The organism is Ruegeria sp. AWH4_226 (assembly GCF_056159225.1).
On record NZ_JBSWUU010000001.1, the window covers coordinates 2915533 to 2935195 of the forward strand.

18 protein-coding genes are annotated in these 19663 nt (G+C 58.3%); 9 read left to right on the forward strand and 9 right to left on the reverse strand.

Annotation, left to right across the window (positions count from 1 at the left end; genetic code table 11):
• Positions 1-8: 8 nt before the first annotated feature.
• Both ACXAET_RS14420 and ACXAET_RS14425 read right to left on the reverse strand, forming a co-directional pair.
• On the reverse strand, positions 9-659 hold the full coding sequence (locus tag ACXAET_RS14420; protein WP_475186455.1) for a ChrR family anti-sigma-E factor: 651 nt from the start codon (positions 657-659) through the stop codon (positions 9-11).
• A gap of 10 nt (positions 660-669) precedes the next feature.
• On the reverse strand, positions 670-1326 hold the full coding sequence (locus ACXAET_RS14425; RefSeq protein WP_475186459.1) for a sigma-70 family RNA polymerase sigma factor: 657 nt from the start codon (positions 1324-1326) through the stop codon (positions 670-672).
• 146 nt (positions 1327-1472) lie between these two features.
• On the opposite strand from ACXAET_RS14425, the gene ACXAET_RS14430 reads away from it, so the two are divergent.
• The 3 genes from ACXAET_RS14430 to ACXAET_RS14440 all read left to right on the forward strand — a co-directional run bounded on the left by ACXAET_RS14430 (position 1473) and on the right by ACXAET_RS14440 (position 3145).
• Positions 1473-2246 carry a DUF1365 domain-containing protein gene (locus ACXAET_RS14430; RefSeq protein WP_475186464.1) on the forward strand — a complete coding sequence of 258 codons (774 nt, stop codon included), beginning with the start codon at positions 1473-1475 and terminating at the stop codon, positions 2244-2246.
• 87 nt (positions 2247-2333) lie between these two features.
• On the forward strand, positions 2334-2651 hold the full coding sequence (locus ACXAET_RS14435; protein WP_475186469.1) for a DUF3775 domain-containing protein: 318 nt from the start codon (positions 2334-2336) through the stop codon (positions 2649-2651).
• A 236-nt stretch (positions 2652-2887) separates the two neighbouring features.
• The gene (locus ACXAET_RS14440) at positions 2888-3145 is read left to right on the forward strand and encodes a DUF1127 domain-containing protein (RefSeq protein WP_475186475.1); all 258 of its coding nucleotides are present in this window, start codon (positions 2888-2890) and stop codon (positions 3143-3145) included.
• 129 nt (positions 3146-3274) lie between these two features.
• Here ACXAET_RS14440 and ACXAET_RS14445 read toward each other — a convergent pair whose 3' ends face one another.
• Genes ACXAET_RS14445 through ACXAET_RS14460 form a run of 4 tightly spaced genes read right to left on the reverse strand, consistent with a single transcriptional unit; the run spans position 3275 to position 6778 of the window.
• Complete coding sequence (locus ACXAET_RS14445) at positions 3275-4417, reverse strand: saccharopine dehydrogenase family protein (protein ID WP_475186476.1); 1143 nt, start codon at positions 4415-4417, stop codon at positions 3275-3277.
• A gap of 3 nt (positions 4418-4420) precedes the next feature.
• Positions 4421-5476: a saccharopine dehydrogenase gene (locus tag ACXAET_RS14450; RefSeq protein ID WP_475186477.1), complete on the reverse strand. Its 1056-nt coding sequence runs from the start codon at positions 5474-5476 to the stop codon at positions 4421-4423.
• Between the two features lie 14 nt (positions 5477-5490).
• Positions 5491-6105: a glutathione S-transferase family protein gene (locus ACXAET_RS14455; RefSeq protein WP_475186480.1), complete on the reverse strand. Its 615-nt coding sequence runs from the start codon at positions 6103-6105 to the stop codon at positions 5491-5493.
• A gap of 22 nt (positions 6106-6127) precedes the next feature.
• Positions 6128-6778 (reverse strand): histidine phosphatase family protein, encoded by a 651-nt coding sequence (locus ACXAET_RS14460; protein ID WP_475186481.1) that lies wholly within the window; start codon positions 6776-6778, stop codon positions 6128-6130.
• Between the two features lie 322 nt (positions 6779-7100).
• Here ACXAET_RS14460 and gcvT point away from each other — a divergent pair, with 322 nt between their 5' ends.
• From gcvT to ACXAET_RS14490, 6 genes are all read left to right on the forward strand, one after another.
• A complete protein-coding gene (gene gcvT / locus ACXAET_RS14465; RefSeq protein ID WP_475186484.1) occupies positions 7101-8195 on the forward strand; it encodes a glycine cleavage system aminomethyltransferase GcvT in 1095 nt (364 codons plus the stop codon).
• Between the two features lie 18 nt (positions 8196-8213).
• Positions 8214-8579 carry a glycine cleavage system protein GcvH gene (gene gcvH / locus ACXAET_RS14470; protein ID WP_068336854.1) on the forward strand — a complete coding sequence of 122 codons (366 nt, stop codon included), beginning with the start codon at positions 8214-8216 and terminating at the stop codon, positions 8577-8579.
• Between the two features lie 108 nt (positions 8580-8687).
• The gene (gene gcvP, locus ACXAET_RS14475) at positions 8688-11543 is read left to right on the forward strand and encodes an aminomethyl-transferring glycine dehydrogenase (RefSeq protein ID WP_475186486.1); all 2856 of its coding nucleotides are present in this window, start codon (positions 8688-8690) and stop codon (positions 11541-11543) included.
• A gap of 711 nt (positions 11544-12254) precedes the next feature.
• Positions 12255-13436 (forward strand): phosphoserine transaminase, encoded by a 1182-nt coding sequence (locus ACXAET_RS14480; protein WP_475186488.1) that lies wholly within the window; start codon positions 12255-12257, stop codon positions 13434-13436.
• 59 nt (positions 13437-13495) lie between these two features.
• The gene (gene serA / locus ACXAET_RS14485; RefSeq protein WP_475186490.1) at positions 13496-15091 is read left to right on the forward strand and encodes a phosphoglycerate dehydrogenase; all 1596 of its coding nucleotides are present in this window, start codon (positions 13496-13498) and stop codon (positions 15089-15091) included.
• A gap of 116 nt (positions 15092-15207) precedes the next feature.
• Positions 15208-15945, forward strand: a complete 738-nt coding sequence (locus ACXAET_RS14490; protein WP_475186493.1) for a metallophosphoesterase family protein — start codon at positions 15208-15210, stop codon at positions 15943-15945.
• Here the strand turns inward: ACXAET_RS14490 and ACXAET_RS14495 are convergent.
• The 3 genes from ACXAET_RS14495 to ACXAET_RS14505 form a co-directional block, all read right to left on the reverse strand.
• The gene (locus ACXAET_RS14495) at positions 15932-17449 is read right to left on the reverse strand and encodes a malonate--CoA ligase (protein WP_475186495.1); all 1518 of its coding nucleotides are present in this window, start codon (positions 17447-17449) and stop codon (positions 15932-15934) included. The two genes, ACXAET_RS14490 and ACXAET_RS14495, sit on opposite strands and share 14 nt — an antisense overlap.
• A gap of 94 nt (positions 17450-17543) precedes the next feature.
• Entirely contained in the window at positions 17544-18248 is a 705-nt protein-coding gene (locus ACXAET_RS14500; protein ID WP_475186498.1) for a GntR family transcriptional regulator, read from the reverse strand.
• A 12-nt stretch (positions 18249-18260) separates the two neighbouring features.
• Entirely contained in the window at positions 18261-19616 is a 1356-nt protein-coding gene (locus ACXAET_RS14505) for a formimidoylglutamate deiminase (protein ID WP_475186500.1), read from the reverse strand.
• Between the last annotated feature and the right edge of the window lie 47 nt (positions 19617-19663).

Here is a 19663-nt window from a genome sequence, read left to right on the forward strand (position 1 = left end):
CTGCGTGGTCAGATGCGAAGGAATGGCTGGAACAGACGCGGCATCATTTTGGTGAACTTCAGAGGCGCATCAGTAACGGCCAGACAGATACAATCCTCTGAAATATCCGCGGTCGGCGTGTGGTGCAGATCTTCATCCGCGATCTCAACATCGCCTCGGGCAAAGTGGTCAACCTCATCCGAAAAAGCACCTTGCAGCACCATCGTCAGTTCCATGCCGTTGTGACTATGGTCAGGAACTGCAGCACCGGCGGGAATGAACAGCAAGCGCGCAGTAGCTTCGCTTGTGGTCGGAAGGATTGCCTGCTTGACGCCCATGCCGATCGACCGCCACTTGATGCTGTTGACGTCTCCGCCAACGTAATCCTGCAACGGTGCTGGCAGAACCGAGCACCCCGCGCGGGCGGGTTTTGCGATCGGTGCACCTTTGGCTATCAAAGCCATCGTGGCCGCCAGCGACCCATCGGACATATTTGCAGTGCCGTCTTGCTCTTGCAGAACACAGCCGCCCACAGCCTCAAAGCTTTCGGCACGCGCACGGCAGTGGTCGCACAGCGACAGATGTGTGGCGACCATAAGGTCGAACGCTTCGGGCAATGTACCTGCGGCATAGGCCATGAGCAGGTCATCGGTCAGGTGATGTTTGATCTCTGTACTCATCTTTTTCATCTCAGTTCATCGCGTGGCGCAAGCGGTCCAGCGCCAGCCGTATACGTGATTTGATTGTTCCCAAAGGCAACCCTGTCTGCGACGCAATCTCGCGGTGGCTCAGATCGCCAAAATATGCCTTTTCAATCAGTTCTCTTTGCGCGGCAGGAAGCGCTGCCATGGCATCGCGCAATTGCGCTGTTTCCTGTTGCAAAGCGACGACGTCGTCCTGTTCAGGTTCAGCTTCGGGGCCCCAGCCCAAATCTTCCGGTTCGGGGCGGCGTTGTTTGCGCAAGACGTCGATGCGCTTGTTCCGGGCAATCGTGAACACCCAGGTGGCCACGGTTGCACGGGTCGGATCGAACATATGCGCCTTGTGCCACAAGGTTGCCATAACCTCTTGGGCGCATTCCTCGGCCAGTGTTGCGTCTGATCCCGACTTGATCAGAAACGCTTTGATCCGAGGCGCAAAATGCTGGAACAGTTCGGCAAACGCCGCCTGGTCCTGCGCATCTCTTATGCGACTGACGTGGCTTACCCACTCAGTTCTGGTTTCGCGATTGCCATTCGCACTGTTCACCGACTTGCCCCTGGTACGTGTTTTCTCGCGCCAAGGCTTCAGCCCTGGCCTGTCGGCCGCCGGGTCGTCCAAGGTCACGGTATCAATCTCGGTAAACATAATCACATTACGAAGCGCGACCCAAGCCGGATCACTTTGTTGTTCGTTTTTGATCCGTATACGGCTGCTTTTCGTACCGATAAATGTGTACAAGTGAGGAAAAGAATGCCGATTGAACGGTTTACAGGCGCGGCGGAGATAGTCAATTGAACTGGGTCGACCATATTGCAGGCCACACATATCACGGGCGAAAGGGCGCGATTCAGAACGCTTTTCGTTACTCGGTCGACTACATTCTGCTGGATCCGGAGTGCGACCCTGATACCCCGATGCTGTTTTCGAAAAACCAACCCAACGTGACAAATTGGCGGGATCTGGACCATGGCGGCGAGCCGGGACAAGGGCGCGGCGCAGTTTGGCTGCGTGAGCAGTTCGATCAGTTCGGCGTTGTACAACCTGACCACATTACCCTGCTGACACAGCCACGTGTGTTCGGTCATGTGTTTAACCCGGTAAGCTTCTGGTTCTGTTTTGACGCTCATGAGCAGCTTTACGCAGTTGTCGCCGAGGTCACGAACACCTTTGGCACGCGTCACAGCTATCTGTGTTACAATCCGGGTTTCGCGCCAATTCAACCGTCGGACCGGATTGTGGCGGACAAGCTGATGCATGTCTCACCCTTTCAAAAGGTCGAAGGGAGCTATACCTTCCGGTTTGACTATCGCCCCGAACGCGTGGGGGTATGGATTGACTACGGCCGTGAAGGCGGTGGTCTGATTGCGACGTTGACTGGTCCTCGGGCCAGGCTGACCAACCGTACTATTATCTGGTCATTGCTGCGCCGACCGTTTGGTGCCCGGCGCGCGTTTTTCCTGATCTTGTGGCAGGCGCTGAAACTGTGGTTGAAAAAGGCTAGGTTTCGCGCGTTTCGCTCTGCGCCTGTTCCTGATCATCCGGTGTCTCGTATTCGTGAACCCTGAAGCAGCTTTGTTTGAGTAAGATCAAAGACTCAGACGTCTGACAGTGATTGTGCTAGGGTTGAAACCGCGAACACAAGGAGTTGTGACATGCTGGAAATCTCGGCAAGAAAAATCGCTCAGGTGGCCATGATGGGTCGTGAACTGAACCGGGCCGAGGGTGAGCTGCGCGCCTTTATCGACCGCATGAGCGAAGATGAGCAGGCCGAACTGGTTGCGGTCATGTGGATCGGGCGTGAAAGTTTTTTCGCCGAGGATTTGGCCGAAGCGATTGCAACCGCCAGATCAGAGGCTTCAACACCTTGTGCAGATTACCTGATCGGAACGCCGCACCTGTCGGATCACCTTGAAAACGGTCTGGATGCGCTGGGGATTTCAGCCGAGGACGTGGAAAACGATCTGATGTAAAGGCCGGTACCGGTCGCACAGGCGGCGCGGTCTGTATCCAAATCTGAGGACATCAGTTTGATTTCGGCTGGGAACGATACCACCGGCCGTTTCGTAATTGTTCTTCTTTTTCGAAGAACCGACTTGCTGTGTGAGGACTGGATTAAGCAAGTTTAATCCAGCCCTCGGGCGTCGTTAATCCTGACTTCTTTTCTTTGTTTCAACGGAAACGCAAAGCAAAGTTTAAGGAGAGAATTATGGGATATGCACCATCAGTCGCACCGCAAAAGGGCCTTTTCTTCGGAATCTTCTCGAACTACGCCGAAGGACGGGTTGAGCATTTTCGCCGTCAGGCCTTCGCTAGAACTGTCCGGTCATTGGAAAAGTTGACTGACGCGCAGTTGAAAGACATCGGCGTGCCGCGCAGCGAGATCAAGCAGCGTGCATTCGATAGCGTTTACCTTGGGCAGCCTTACAAGCGCGAAGATCACAAGGTCGCGGCAGCGGCTCTCTGAAGGCAGGTGCCGCTCGATCTGATGATGCGTCCAACCGCAATCAGGTAGAAGCGTGCCCGCAAGACCGGACAGTTTGGGCTGACTGGCATAGCTAGGCCACTCCGGCAAAGCGGAGTGGCTTTTTTGACATTACGTTGTGTGGTCCACCACTTGCAGGTGCTGGGCTAGGGTATCGATTTCCGCCATCCAGTCCTGCACCAGCTTCGGGTCGCTGGGGGCGGCATGGACGCCGGCCGGGATGGCGCGGTTCAGAACCGCCTCAACAGCCAGCGAGACGGGGATTGAGACCAGGCGCGCCATGGCCGTACCGCGCGCGTCGCCCCATGCGTCCATCACATAGGTCTTATGCCAGACCGGGATGCCGTCTTTTTCTGCCTTGAGCCCGACGCATAGGACCACGCGGTCCGGTTCACCCTCGTCATAGGCGTTTTCAGCCCAGAACTGGTCTGACATTTCTTTCAGGCGCGCGTCGCCTTCGGGGCCGGAAAGGGTCTCGATTTCGGTAAACACATCCGACCAGGCGTCGGCCCAGCCGTTCAGGCGCAAGGTGCCACGGACGAATTCCTTGACCGGCCAGTGCTTTTCGAACTGGTACTCGACCATGAAGGGGATCGAGTCGCGGTTTGGATACACCTCAAAGCTTTCCGGAGCAGGCAACGGCGCGATATAGCTGGTGATCGCGTCCCATGGGCGGGCGACGTCCAGCGGAGCGTAGTCGCGGATCGACCTGGATGGTGACCGCAATGCCTTGAGCACGCCCAGAGGAGACCAGCTGAATTTGTACCGGAACGGATTCGGGTTTTTGGGAATACCGCCGCAATACGAGATGAAGCTCAGGTGGTTCTGCGGATCAAACGCATCCGAGGCGCGGTAATCATCCACCAACGCATGCGCCATCAGGTGATCAATGCCGGGATCAAGGCCCACCTCGTTGACCAGCGCGACACCGGCCTCGCGCGCCTTGTTATCGAGCGCACGCATCTCGGGCGCGATGTAGGAGGACGAGACGAAATTGGCTTCTTTCGAAATCGCCAGTTCGGCCAGTGGTACGTGCCAGTCGCCCGGCAGCATAGAAACGATCACATCACCCTTGCCCAGCACCGCGCCCAGCGCGTCGATATCAAATGCATGGATATCGTCGGTCAGATCTCCGACCTCGGCCTTGGCCTTTTCGACGGTTCGGTTCCAGACGGTGACCTTGTGCCCGCCTTCGATCAGGCGGCGCAGGCCGGGGATGGCCGACAGGCCGGTGCCACACCAGTGAATCGTCATCGCTCAGAGTCCTTCGACATGTGTTTTGTAGGTTGCTTCTGCCCGACGCCAGACGCCGCTGTCCAGATCGGTCAGGGTAAGTAATGAGGGCAGCAATTGCGCTGCATAGTCTTGCGAGCTTTCGACCGGCAACATCGACGGCAGGTTGTCGATCGCCATCACATCGAGAACCGGATCGGTTGCCACGCGCAGAGCGGGCTGGTCCCATGTCGTAGCACGATCATAGACCGGGACTGGGTTGTAGTCGCTGTCCGGATCGCAGGCCACATCACCAATTGCGGTCAAGGTGCGCGGGGCCGTCAATGCCTCACGCGGAACAAAGACCGGGGTGCCGGGGCGCGCAAAAATACAGTTCAGGAACAGGTCATGGTCAAGAATCTCGGGAAATGGCCCGCCACTCGCGGTCTCAGCCATATCCCACTTGGTGACTTTTACGCCCATGGCTTCGCACAGATCGGCTGCACCTGTCCCCACGCGACCCAACGCGCCGATGACGATGGCGCGCGGACGGTCGGCGCCAGTGGCATCCAATTCAGCGCTTAGTTCGGCATTCAGCGCATCCTTGCCCGGGTAGACGCCGACCGGGGGGCATTCCTCAGCCCGTTGCTGTGCAGCCCATGTTTTTAGTGTTACGGCTGCCCCGGCGTACCCTGCCCAATAGCCAAAGGCTGCAACGCGGCGGCCTTCTTCATCCACAAGGTATTCGAGGTCATACAGTGTACCGCCGCCAGCCTTGAACCGTTCCAGCAAGGCGCGGCCGGAATGCTGGCCCTTATAGGCGTGACCAAACATGATGTGGCGGTGGGGCAGAGGCGTGCCATCCTCTGGCAGTTCCTTGAGGCCGAAGATGATCGCATCCAACGGCGCGTCCGGCCACGTATTCTCGGGCGCGATTTCACATCCGACCTGCTTGTATCCCTCAATCGGTATCGCGCGGACAGTGCTGTCTTCGACCGTGACGCGGATACCCGCCGCGATCAGTTCCTTGGCGCCTTCGGGGGTCAGCCCGACCCGTTCCTCGTTTGGGCGCTGTTCTGCCCGGACCCAGAGATGTGTCATGCGTTTTCCTTTTGTCAGAGCATTCCAGCGGCTCGTACAGCCTGAACCGAGGCGCGCGCCTCCATCGCCGCGCGGAAGGCTAGAATCTTGGGAAAGGCCGCGACGTCTACGCCATCACCTTCGAGCCAGCTACAAACCACATAAAGATAGGCATCGGCCAGCGAAAAGACCTCACCCAGCACAAACGGCCCGCGCAACCCGTTCGAGGTGATGTACTTGCAAGATGCGGTCATTGTCTGCGGCACCTTGTCCGCCATGTCGGTCCAACTGGACTCGTCGTCGGCCCAACGTGAGCCGCGCATCTTGTGGGCATGGTTCACATGCATCGTCGAAGCGAGGTAGTACATGACCTCGCGCATGCGCGCTGCTGCAACCGGGTCACTGGGCACCAGCCCAGCTTCGGGCTTGATGGCTGCCACATAATCCAGCAGAGCGCCCGTTTCTGTCAGGATACCGCCCTCTACCGCCAACGCTGGAACGCGGCCTTTGGGATTGATTTGCGCATAGGCCGGTTTGGTCTGCTCTGCCTGTGCAAAATCAAGACGGATGGCTTCATAGTCCAACCGGGCCTCTTCCAAGGCAATTGCGACAGCAACCGAGATCGTGCGGGGAGCATAATAAAGCTGCATGAACAGGGTCTCCGGGGGTGGTTTACAGATGCGTTTGCGCGAATTGCCGGTCGGGCGCTTCCAGATGGGGCACCGCGTTGAACAGTACCGGGCTCAGCTGTTCCCCGATCGGGTGCAGCCGATGCAGCGACGTGTTCATGATGGCAAGCGCCACCCGTGCCATTGCCGGAATATCCAGCCCCATCGCCTGCCGCACCGCCATAGAGATGAGACCGCCCGACGTCACAACAATGGCCGGCCCGCCTTCGGTTCCGATCTCGTGCAGCGCGGCGGAAACGCGGGTTTCGAAGGCTTCGAACGTTTCCGGCGTGCCTGTGATCTGACCCTTGGCCCATGCTTCAAAGGTACGGGGCAGGTGTTCGACAAAGCCTTCACGATCCACTGGAATGGCCACACCGTGTTGCTGTTCGTAAAGCTGCGCGATGGTGAAATACTCGATCTCATTCAGACGGGCGTCCTGAATCGGGTTGGTCAGACCCATGCTGGCGGCAGTTTCCACGTGCCGTTTCAGCGTTCCGCAATAGACGCGCGGATAATGCGCACCAGTGTCCTGTAGATGCGCGCCCAACCACCGCGCCTGCTGATGACCCAGATCGCTGAGCATGTCATAGCTTTCTTCATCACGGGCAGTTGTATTGGCCTGGCCGTGTCGTACCAGTGTAATGTGTGACATCGCGGTTCCTCTTGCGCGACGTCTTAGGGCAGGTTTCGGGCAGGGGCCAGAGGCGTTTGACGGGGTGCGGGCACAAATCGGTCTGTAGACGGTGTCTCCCCGGCGCGGATTCGGCAAAACACTGTACGCCTTTTGTGTTGCCTAACGGAAAAAAGTTTCCTATACGATACAAAATTGCTGCATGCGGCCGCATACCACCTGCTTTCGCGCCCGGTGAAACCCTGTTGACTCGCAATAGCGTCCCGGGAACCTTGGTGCCTGTCAAAGCTACCACTGCGCCGCGCACAGCAACCTTTGCGAACGGCATTGAAAGGTTAAGAAGATGACCGCACCAAAGCGCACACCGTTGTATGATCTGCATGTTGAATTGGGCGGTAAGATGGTCGACTTTGCCGGGTGGGAGATGCCGGTACAGTACCCGATGGGTATTATGGGAGAGCACAAGCAGTGCCGCGACAAAGCGGCGGTGTTTGATGTAAGCCATATGGGTCAGGTGATCCTGCGGGGCGAAAACGTGGGCGAAAAGCTTGAGGCACTTTGCCCGCAGGCCTACGCAACGCTGAAGGAAGGCAAGGCGCGGTATGGGTTTTTCACCAACCCCGAAGGCGGAATCATGGATGACCTGATCGTATCGAACGCGGGGGATCACTTTTTTGTCGTGGTCAACGCAGCACTGCGTCATCAGGACATTCCGCACATGAAGGCCAATCTGGAAGGCGTCGAAGTGACCGAGATATTCGACCGCGCCTTGGTCGCTGTGCAGGGTCCAAAATCCGAAGATGTAGTGGGTGACCTGTGCCCGGCGGCCCGCGATCTTAAGTTCATGGAAACCACCGAGGCAGACATCATGGGTGTCGCGTGCCGCGTATCGCGCCTGGGCTACACCGGAGAGGATGGCTTTGAAATCTCGATCCCCGAGGACAAAGCCATAGAGATTACGCGCGCGTTTCTGGCGCATGCGGATTGCGACCCGGCCGGTCTGGGCGCACGCGACAGCCTGCGACTTGAGGCGGGGCTTTGCCTCTACGGCAATGACATTAACCAAAGCACGTCACCCGTTGAGGCCTCTCTGGGATGGGCCATTCAGAAACGCCGCAGGGAAGAAGGGGGCTTCCCAGGGGCGGAGCGAATTCAGAAGGAACTGGTGGAAGGTCCCGCGCGCAAGTTGGTCGGCATCGCGCCCGAGGGCCGTGCGCCCGCGCGGCAGGGCGTTGAAGTGCAATCCCTTGAGGGGAATACAATTGGTCAGATCACCTCGGGCGGGTTTGGCCCCACGGTCGGTGCGCCGGTTGCGATGGGTTACGTCTCTGCCGACCATAGTGCGGCAGGTGAGACGGTGAACCTGATCGTACGCGGTAAGCCATTGCCCGCGCAGATCGTGGCGCTGCCCTTCGTCAAACAGAACTACAAGCGTTGAAGTCAGGAGAAAGACAACATGGCAACCTATTACTCAGAAGAGCATGAATGGATCGAGGTCGAAGGTGACACTGCCACTCTGGGCATCACTGCGCATGCCGCCGAGCAGCTGGGCGATGTGGTCTTTGTCGAACAGAAAGACGAAGGTGAGGAATTCGAAAAGGGCGATGAGATTGGCGTGATCGAGTCCGTCAAAGCAGCCTCCGAAATATATGCGCCAGTTGATGGCGAAGTGATCGAAGTCAACGAGACGTTGGCCGACAACCCCGCCTCTTTGAACGACGACCCCGAGGGCAACGCCTGGATTTACAAGATCAAGCTGAGCAATGCCGCTCAGTTGGAAGACTTGATGGACCTGAACGGTTATAAAACCTTCATCGGCTGATCCAATGGCGGGTTCCTGTGTGGATCCGCCCTTCATCTGGCAAAAAATATCCCCGCCGGAGGCTCCAGCCAGAGCGGCAGGGCGAGACATTCTTTGAGGAGCGCAACAATGGCCTTCAAACTGACCGACTACGAAGCCTATGACTTTGCCAATCGCCGTCATATCGGGCCCAGCCCGACCGAGATGCGCGACATGCTCAAGGTGATTGGTTTCAAGACGCTGGATCAGCTGATCGACGCCACCGTCCCGCCTGCAATCCGGCAGGCCGAACCACTGGATTGGGGCCCGGCGATGACAGAACGCGATGCGCTGTATCACATGAAAAAGGTGGCCAGCAAAAACAAGGTTCTGACCTCACTGATCGGTCAGGGTTATTACGGCACCACCACGCCCGCACCGATCCTGCGCAATATTCTTGAGAACCCGGCGTGGTACACCGCTTACACGCCCTATCAGCCCGAGATCAGCCAGGGACGGCTTGAGGCGCTCTTGAACTTCCAGACTATGGTTAGCGACCTGACCGGGCTGGACGTGGCCAACGCGTCATTGCTGGACGAAGCCACAGCGGCGGCCGAAGCCATGGCCATGGCCAAGCGCGGCGGTCGGTCCAAGGGCAATAACGCGGCTTTCTTTGTTGACAAGAACTGCCATCCGCAGACCATCGCGGTGATCAAGACCCGCGCCGAGCCCTTGGGTATCGACGTGCAGGTTGCCGATCCTGACATGCTGGATGCCGGTGCCGTCTTTGGCGCGATCTTTCAGTACCCGGGCACCCACGGCCATGTGCGCGATTTCACCACTGAGATCGCTGCGCTGCACGAACACAACGCCATAGCAATCGTGGCGGCTGACATCCTCTCACTGGCCTTGCTCAAATCGCCCGGTGAGATGGGCGCGGATATCGCCATCGGCTCGACCCAGCGTTTTGGCGTTCCGATGGGCTATGGTGGCCCGCACGCGGCCTATATGGCGACCACCGACAAGCTGAAGCGGGCGATGCCCGGCCGGATCATCGGGGTGTCGATCGACAGCCGCGGCAACAAGGCTTACCGGCTGGCTTTGCAAACCCGCGAACAGCATATCCGGCGCGAGAAAGCCAACTCGAACGTTTGCACCGCGCAAGCGCTGTTGGCCGTGATGGCCTCAATGTATGCCGTGTACCACGGCCCTGACGGGATCAAGGCGATTGCGCAATCGGTCCACCGCAAAACCTCGCGTCTGGCCGCTGGCCTGGAAGAGGCAGGCTTCTCGGTCGAGCCCGAGGTGTTCTTTGATACGATTACGGTCGAAGTTGGCCATCTTCAGACAACCGTGATGGAAGCGGCTGTTGCCCGCGGCATTAACCTGCGCAAGGTCGGCGAGACAAGAGTAGGCATCAGCCTTGACGAACAGACCCGCGCCGAAACGATCGAGGCGGTCTGGGGCGCGTTCGGCATCGACCGCAAGGATGACAGCTCGAACAAACAATACCGCCTGCCGGATTACGCTCTGCGCGAGACACCCTATCTGACCCACCCGATCTTCCACAAGAACCGGGCCGAGGCCGAGATGACCCGCTATATGCGCCGTCTGGCCGACCGCGACCTGGCGCTTGACCGGGCGATGATCCCGTTGGGCAGCTGCACGATGAAGCTGAATGCCACGATCGAGATGATCCCGGTCACATGGCCCGAGTTCGGCAATCTGCATCCGTTCTGCCCCGAAGATCAGGCACAGGGCTATCACGAGATGATCGCCGATCTGAACGACAAGCTGTGCCAGATCACCGGCTATGACGCGATTAGCCAGCAGCCCAATTCGGGCGCGCAGGGGGAATATGCAGGCCTCTTGACCATCCGCAACTATCACTTCGCCCGTGGCGAAGGGCACCGCAATGTCTGTCTGATCCCAACCTCGGCACACGGGACCAACCCGGCCTCGGCGCAGATGGTGGGCTGGCAGGTTGTCCCGGTGCAATCGGATGAGAATGGCAATATCGACCTCGTCGATTTCCGCGCCAAGGCCGAGAAGCACTCGGACAATCTGGCTGGCTGCATGATCACCTACCCCTCGACCCATGGCGTGTTTGAAACCACCGTTCAGGAGGTCTGCCAGATCACCCATGATCACGGTGGTCAGGTCTATATCGACGGGGCCAACATGAACGCCATGGTGGGCTTGTCGCGGCCCGGTGACATTGGCGGCGACGTCAGCCACCTGAACCTGCACAAGACCTTCTGCATCCCACATGGCGGCGGCGGCCCCGGCATGGGTCCGATCGGCGTCAAGGCGCATCTGGCCGAGCATTTGCCGGGCCACCCGGAATACGGCACCGCCGTGGGTCCGGTCTCGGCGGCGCCCTTTGGCTCGCCTTCGATCCTTCCGGTCAGCTGGGCCTATGTACTGTTGATGGGCGGCGCGGGTCTGACCCAGGCGACCAAAGTTGCGATCCTGAACGCCAACTACATCGCGGCACGGCTGCAGGATGCTTATCCGATCCTCTATACCTCCGAGTCCGGTCGCGTGGCGCATGAATGCATCCTCGACACCCGCCCGCTGGACGCCGAGGCACATGTGACCGTGGATGATGTCGCGAAGCGTCTGGTCGACAGCGGCTTCCACGCCCCCACGATGAGCTGGCCGGTGGCGGGCACCCTAATGGTCGAGCCCACCGAGTCTGAGCCCAAGGACGAACTGGACCGCTTTTGCGACGCCATGCTGTCGATCCGGGCCGAAGCGCAGGACATCATCGACGGCAAGATCGACGCGGAGAACAACCCGCTGAAAAACGCCCCCCACACGGTGCGCGATCTGGTCGGCGATTGGGACCGCCCCTATACCCGCGAACAGGCGTGTTTTCCTCCGGGCTCTATGGGTGTCGACAAGTACTGGTCTCCTGTAAACCGCGTCGATAACGCATATGGCGACAGAAACCTGGTGTGTACTTGCCCGCCTATGGAGGATTACGCAGAAGCTGCGGAATAACGTCCAAGCAAAAAAGCCCCCCCCGAAAAAGAGCGGGGTCGCTTTCAATGTGGCTTCGTCATCTTTGGGTTTTCAGGAAAAAAAGCCGCTCACTGCTCTGATTGGGAGGAGGATATCCGAGCGTGAGCGACTTTGCTGAGTTGGCCCCAGTTTTGGGGCGCTTTCTTTACAACGTACGCAATTTGCGCCGGCTCTTTGTAGAATCTTCGAAATTATGGCACCGTTCAAGGAATTTTGCTGCAGTGCGGCATTTTGTTCTGCACCTGCTCGGTATACGCGTTGCTGCTGCCCGTTTTTTGAGCTTAGCATTCACCTGAAACCCAATATTCACCCATCCGTACGTCGCCGCGTTACCAAGCGACAATATTATGATCTGACCGAAACCGTTTCCCGAATCGCGAAGCCGAGGGTCAGCATATCTCGCAGTGTCGGCACTCAGCGGTCGCCACGTCACGCCTCGGCCAATGAGCCTTGATCTGCCGCACCTCCAAGCGGAGCGCCTGAAAATCCGTGAATCGCGATGCAAATGGCGATAACCGGGCGTAAATCTTTCGCCTATCGGAAACTTGCGACCGTAAACGGCGCAAACCACGACCATGTTTTCATCCGTCACAGCGTCTTTTCTGCTTGCCGCATCACATCGGGCTTTCTAGGAGTTGAGGTGGGACACCCCTCCCCAACGAGGGGCGTGTATCTGGAAGGGTAATACAGATGAGAATTGAACAACCGGCGTCACACGGCGCCGCGCGCAAACCTGAACTGCGGCCAGCTAATCCGCGTTTTTCCTCGGGTCCTTGTGCCAAACCCCCCACATTTGAATTGACCAAACTGGCCGATGCCGCTCTGGGTCGTTCGCATCGCGCGGCTGTTGGCAAGGACAAGCTGAAGGCAGCCATTGAAGGCACGCGTGAGGTATTGGGCATTCCGGCGAATTATAAGATCGGCATCGTGCCCGCATCCGACACCGGCGCGGTCGAGATGGCGATGTGGTCGCTGCTGGGCGAACGCAAGGTTGAGATGCTGGCGTGGGAGAGCTTTGGCGCAGGCTGGGTCACGGATGTGGTCAAACAGCTGAAGATCGATGCCGAGGTCAAAACGGCCGATTACGGTCAGATCGTTGATCTTGCATCCATCGATTTTGCCAATGACGTTGTCTTTACATGGAACGGCACCACGTCGGGCGTGCGGGTGCCAAATGGCGACTGGATCGCAGATGATCGTCAGGGTCTGACCATCTGTGACGCGACCAGCGCAGCGTTTGCGATGGACCTGCCGTGGGACAAGCTGGATGTGACCACGTTCAGCTGGCAGAAGGTGCTGGGCGGTGAAGCTGCGCATGGGATGCTGATCTTGTCGCCCCGCGCGGTGGAGCGACTGGAAAGCTATACGCCCGCATGGCCGCTGCCGAAGATTTTCCGCCTGACCAAAGGTGGCAAGCTGATCGACGGCATCTTTACCGGTGCGACGATCAACACGCCGTCGATGCTGGCGGTCGAAGACTATCTGTTTGCGCTGGACTGGGCGCGCTCGGTCGGTGGCTTGCAGGGTCTGATCGCCCGGGCCGATGCCAATGCCGGTGCGGTGCACGCGTTCTGTGACCAGAATGATTGGATCGCGAACCTGGCCGAAGACGCAGCAACGCAATCAAATACCTCGGTCTGCCTGAAATTCACCGATGCGCGGATCAAGGATGGCGCAGCCTTCGCCAAGGCCGTGGCCAAAAGGTTGGAGGCCGAAAACATAGCGCTGGATATCGGAGCCTATCGCGACGCGCCGGCGGGACTGCGTATCTGGTGTGGCGGCACGGTCGAAACCTCGGATATCGAGGCGATGCTGCCTTGGCTCGCATGGGCTTTTGAGGCCGAAATCGCGGCGCAAACCGAAGCCGCCTGATCTTGCGCACCGGGCCGCAACAGGCCCGGACCTTTCATACAATTCAAGGACCAGAGAATATGGCCCCCAAAGTACTCGTCTCTGACAAGCTCAGCGAAACCGCCGTTCAGATTTTCCGCGACCGAGGCATCGACGTGGATTTCATGCCCGATCTGGGCAAAGACAAGGACAAACTGGCCGAGGTGATTGGCCAGTATGACGGCCTTGCCATCCGGTCGGCAACCAAAGTGACGCCAACGATTCTGGAAAAGGCGGACAAGCTGAAGGTGATAGGCCGGGCCGGCATCGGTACCGACAACATCGACAAAGAAGCTGCGTCGAAAAAAGGCGTGATCGTGATGAACACGCCTTTCGGCAACATGATCACCACCGCTGAACACGCGATTGCGATGATGTTTGCGGTTGCGAGGCAAATCCCCGAGGCCAGCACCTCGACCCATGCTGGCAGATGGGAAAAGTCCAAATTCATGGGGATCGAGCTGACCAACAAGACCCTCGGCGTGATCGGCGCGGGCAATATCGGTGGTATCGTCTGTGAACGCGCGCTGGGTCTGAAGATGAAGGTCGTGGCCTATGACCCCTATCTCGGCGACGAGAAAGCCGCGCAGATGGGTGTGGAAAAGGTCGAATTGGACGAACTGCTGGCCCGAGCTGACTTTATCACATTGCACGTGCCGCTGACCGATCAGACGCGCAATATCCTGAGCCGTGAAAACCTGGCAAAGACCAAGAAGGGTGTACGCATCGTCAACTGTGCACGTGGTGGTCTGGTCGACGAAGATGCACTGGCCGAGGCACTGCAATCGGGTCATGTCGCCGGTGCGGCGTTTGACGTGTTCAGCGAGGAACCGGCCAAGGAAAACGCTCTGTTCAACTTGCCCAACGTTGTCTGCACGCCTCACCTCGGCGCGGCAACGACCGAGGCGCAAGAAAACGTGGCTCTGCAGGTGGCGGAGCAAATATCGAACTATCTACTGACCGGTGCTGTGGAAAACGCGCTGAACATGCCCAGCGTCACCGCTGAAGAGGCCAAAGTCATGGGGCCGTGGATCAAGCTGGCGGGCCATCTCGGCAGCTTCATCGGCCAGATGACCGATGAGCCGGTGCAGGCAATCAACATCCTCTATGATGGTGTGGCTGCCGAAATGAACCTTGCTGCGCTGAATTGTGCCGTCGTTGCGGGGATCATGAAGAAGTTCAATCCCGAGGTGAACATGGTCTCGGCCCCGGTTGTCGCCAAAGAGCGTGGCATCAAGATCTCGACCACCAATCAGGACAAGTCCGGTGCGTTTGAAGGCTATATCAAGGTCACCGTTGTGACCACCAAGCGCGAACGCTCGATCGGTGGAACCGTGTTCAGCGATGGCAAGCCGCGCTTCATCCAAATCAAGGGCATTAACATCGATGCTGAGATCGGGGCGCATATGCTCTACACCACCAACGAGGATGTGCCGGGCATCATAGGTGCGTTGGGTCAGACCATGGGCGAGAACGATGTGAACATCGCGAACTTTACCCTCGGCCGGTCCGAGGCGGGTGGCGAGGCAATCGCCCTGCTTTATGTCGATGAACCTGTTCCGGCAGAGGCGCGGGCCAAGCTGGCGGAAACGGGGCTGTTCAAGCAAATAAAGCCTCTGGAATTTGACGTTGCTTAAGCGGTATTGATTTTTCGCGAAATGTCGCGCCCGCGCCGTCAACTGCGCGGGCGTTTTCTTTTGCCGGTCGCCAGTTTACATCATAAACGCAATAAGAGTTGCTAAGAAGGTATTTCATGACTTCTCCGCTTTATGCCATCGGCGATATCCACGGTCAGCTGGACATGCTGGAAAATGCGCTTCACATGATTGAGCAGGATGGAGGGCCAGATACCCGCGTGGTGTTTCTGGGCGACTATGTGGATCGTGGACCAAACAGCAGCGGTGTGCTGGACCTGCTGGTTGAAGGGCAGCGTGCGCGTAAAAACTGGATCATGGTCAAAGGCAACCATGACCGGATGATGGCGCGCTTTGTGCAAGAGGGCGAAATCGCGGACAAGCATCTGCCGATCATGCTCAACTGGCTGCATCCGCGTCTGGGGGGTGTTGAAACGCTGGCGTCCTACGGGGTCGAGGTATCTGACGATGACCGCATTTTTCAGGTTATTCAGCGCGCCTGTGCGGCGGTGCCGCCCGCGCATATCGACTTCGTCAACGCTCTGCCTTTGTATCACCGCGAAGGCGACCTTTTGTTCGTCCATGCCGGTATCCGCCCCGGTATCCCTCTGGAGCAACAGGCCGAAGACGATCTGGTCTGGATACGCCACGAATTTCTGCAAGAAACCGGCCCGCATCCATGGCTGGTCGTCCACGGGCATACACCGGGCGACCGGGCCGAACATTGCGGCAACCGGATCAATCTTGATGCGGGCGCGGGTTATGGCCGGTCTTTAGCGGTGGCTGTGTTCGAAGGGCAGGATTGCTGGCTTTTGACCCGGACGGGACGTGTTCCGCTAACGCCTAACCCTTTGTAAACAGGGTTTCATAGGTTTCGCGCAGCGCGTTTTTCTGCACCTTGCCCATCGTGTTGCGGGGCAGCTCGTCAACCACGATCAGTTTGCGCGGATGTTTGAACCGTGCCAGCACGTTCTGGACATTGGTCAGGATGGCGTCCGGGTCCAGAGCCTCGCCCGGTTTGGGCACCAGAATGCCCAACACGGTCTCGCCGAAATCCGGGTGCGGCACGCCGATCACGGCACTTTCCAGCACGCCGGGTTGATCATCCAGCACCAACTCGACTTCTTTAGGATAAATGTTAAAGCCGCCTGAGATGATCAGATCCTTGCCGCGCCCGACGATGTGAACATAGCCATCCTCATCCACGCGCCCCAGATCACCGGTAATGAAGAACCCATCTTCACGCAGTTCGGCTGCGGTTTTCTCGGGCATCTGCCAATAGCCGCTGAATACGTTGGGTCCGCGCACCTCGATCATGCCAATCTCACCCTGTGGCAGGTCGGCGCCTGTTTCCGGATCAGTAACCTTCAGTTCGATACCAGGCAGCGGGAAACCCACCGTGCCCGCGCGACGTTCGCCACCATAGGGGTTCGAGGTGTTCATGTTGGTCTCGGTCATGCCATAGCGTTCAAGGATGCGGTGGCCGGTACGCGCTTCGAACCGCTCATGGGTTTCTGCTAGCAGCGGGGCCGAGCCCGAGATGAACAGCCGCATGTGCCCGGAAAGATCACCCGTAAATCGCTCGTCACCCAGCAGGCGGGTGTAGAAGGTCGGAACCCCCATTATCGACGTCGCCCTAGGCATCCATCGCAGCACCTCGTCCAGATCGAATTTCGGCAGGAAGATCATCGACCCGCCTGACGCAAGCACCACATTCGTTGCCACAAACAGGCCATGGGTGTGAAAGATTGGCAGGGCGTGCAGCAGTACGTCATCCTTGGTGAAATGCCATTCCTTTACCAGTGTCTGGGCATTCGACAGCAGATTGGCCTGTGTCAGCATCGCGCCCTTCGAGCGGCCCGTCGTGCCCGAGGTATAGAGGAACGCGGCAAGGTCGTCTTCGGTGCGCTTCACCGGTTCAAATGCCGGCAACATCCCCATCGCCCGCCGCATCAGGCTGCCAGAGCCATCGGCGTTCAGTGTCTCTAACCGGGCGTTCTGGGCGGCGGCGATGGGTGTGAGGTCCTGTTCTTTTGTCGCGTCGCAGACAACGAGTTCTGCCCCACTGTTTTCGATGAAATAGCGCAGCTCGGTTGTGGTGTAGGCTGTATTTAGCGGCAAAAAGATCAGCCCGGTCTGGGCGCAGGCAGCATAAAGCGCCAGCATTTCAGGCGATTTTTCAACCTGCACCGCCACCCGGTCGCCGGGTTCAAGTTCGTACCCCGTCAGGGCATTGGCGATCTGCGCAGTCATGTCTAGAAAGGCAGCATGGGTCAGGGTCTGCCCGTCCGGCAGATGAAGAAACGGCGTGTCCTTACCCGCATGAATGCCAAACAGTCGGTCATAAAGCGGGTTGGCCATGTCGTCATTCCTTTTGCGCCTGCTCAATCGGGGCTGAATCTGTATCGGATTGAAAGGGGGGTAAAGCCCTTTGGCGCGGAAATTCAAAACGCGTTCAGAATTCTGTAGTCATACGATATCCGGCCGCAAAATACATTTTGGCAAAGGTTACTGGCTGACCCTCTAACCACGTGATCCGCTCTCCGGTAAAGACGGGGTCCCCTTCGGTCACGTCCAGAAACCCGGCAACCGTTGCGTTGGCGCGGCTGGCAAGAAAGCTAAGCTCGACATTGGTGAAGGGAACAGTTTGGATCAGCCACTCATTTGGGCCGATTTCTGAGAAATCAGCTAGCTGCACCTGCGGGACCGAGGCTGTGACAATCCAGCGGTCTTCGTACTGAAACGGAGTGTTGCCGTTGAAATGCATGCAGCGCACATGCACCACGCTTTTCTTTGGCGAAAGAGCCAGGCGGGCGCTTAGCCATTCTGGCGCGGTTTCAGAATCAGCCGAGACCAGCGCATAGCGATAGGTGCCGCCCATCGCCTCAACCTCATCCCGGACCATTGGGATGGTAAAGCGCGCTTGCCGTTGTGGTGCGCTCAGCACCCGCGTTCCGGCTTTGCGGCGGCGTTCCAGATAGCCTTCCTCGGCCAGTTCCCGCATGGCGCGGTTTACCGTAGTGCGGGTGCAGGAAAACTCAGCAGCAAGCTCCTGCTCGTTCGGTAATAGCGAGTCAGGCTGCCACTTGCCTGACCGAATGCGCGCCAGAACGGTTTGTTTAATGTCTTTGTAGCTGGTTGTGTCGTTTGATTGAGCCATCGCGTCGTTCCCTTAGACCGAGGCCAACAGACCCGCAATCGCGGATCGGTAATCGGCTATGATCTGATCTCGTGCGATGTGACGGCCCTGTTTCACCACATGGCGCCCGGCGCTCCATAAATCGGTAACCAAACCGTCGGGGGCGGCAAAGCACAGCCCGTCCAGCAGTTGATCGTCGGTCAGAGCGCAAAGCGTCGGGTGGCTTCGGTCAATGGCAACCAGATCGGCGAGCCTGCCCTCGGCAATCTCGCCCGCGTTGCGTCCAAGCGCACGTGCGCCGCCCCGCGCGGCACCTGTGTAAAGTGCATGCCCGACCGAGCCTTCGCCGCTCACCAGAACCGCACGCTCATGATCGCGGAGCCGTTGCGAATACTCCAACGTTCGCAGTTCCTCAGGCAAGGAAATCTTAACATTAGAGTCTGATCCGACACCAAACTGCCCACCTTCGCCAACATAGGTTGCGCCGTTGAATATGCCGTCGCCCAGATTGGCCTCGGTGATCGGGCACAGGCCGGCGACTGCACCAGACCGGGCCAAGGCGCGAGTCTCAGCGTCAGTCATGTGGGTCGCGTGGATCAGGCACCACCGTTCGTTAACGTCAGCATTGTCCAGCAACCACGCCACCGGGCGCTGCCCCAGCGCGGCCTCAACATCGGCGACTTCCTTTTGTTGTTCTGCGATGTGGATGTGTACTGGCCCTTGGGGTACGGCCTGTAGAACCTCTGCCAGATTGGCGGGTGAGGTGGCGCGCAGGGAATGAGGTGCAATGCCTAGATTAGAGTCTAAATTAGGGAGGTTATTCCGACAATCTTCCACCAACCTGAGAAATTGATCCACGGTATTTCCGAACCGTAGTTGCCCGCCTGACAACGGCTCTTGCGAGACGCCCCCATAGGTATAAAGCACGGGCAGATGGGTCAGCCCGATCCCCGTCTGGCTTGCCGCCGCAAAAATGCGCTGGCTGAGTTCCGAGACGCAATCGTAAGCCGTACCACCGGGTTGGTGATGAACATAGTGGAATTCGCCGACTGAGGCATAGCCAGCCTCTTGCATTTCCATGAAGACCAGCGCGGCGATGGCCTGGATCTGTTTGGGCGTCAGTTGATCGAGGAAACGATACATCAATGTGCGCCACGTCCAGAAACTCTCACGCCCAGCCATACGGGTTTCGGTCATACCGGCCATGGCGCGTTGAAAGGCATGGCTGTGCAGATTGCCCAATGCGGGCAAAAGGACATCCACTTGCGTGTCCCCCGGCATCGCCTTGGACTGTCTCTGCAGCCGGTTGATGCGCCCTTGATCCGTTTCAACCCGAACATCTTGAATCCAGTCCGAGCCTAACAACGCAGTTTTGGCGTGAATCTGCATTTCGATACCATAATGTGTAGACTTTATATCTTTTCACATATACGAAA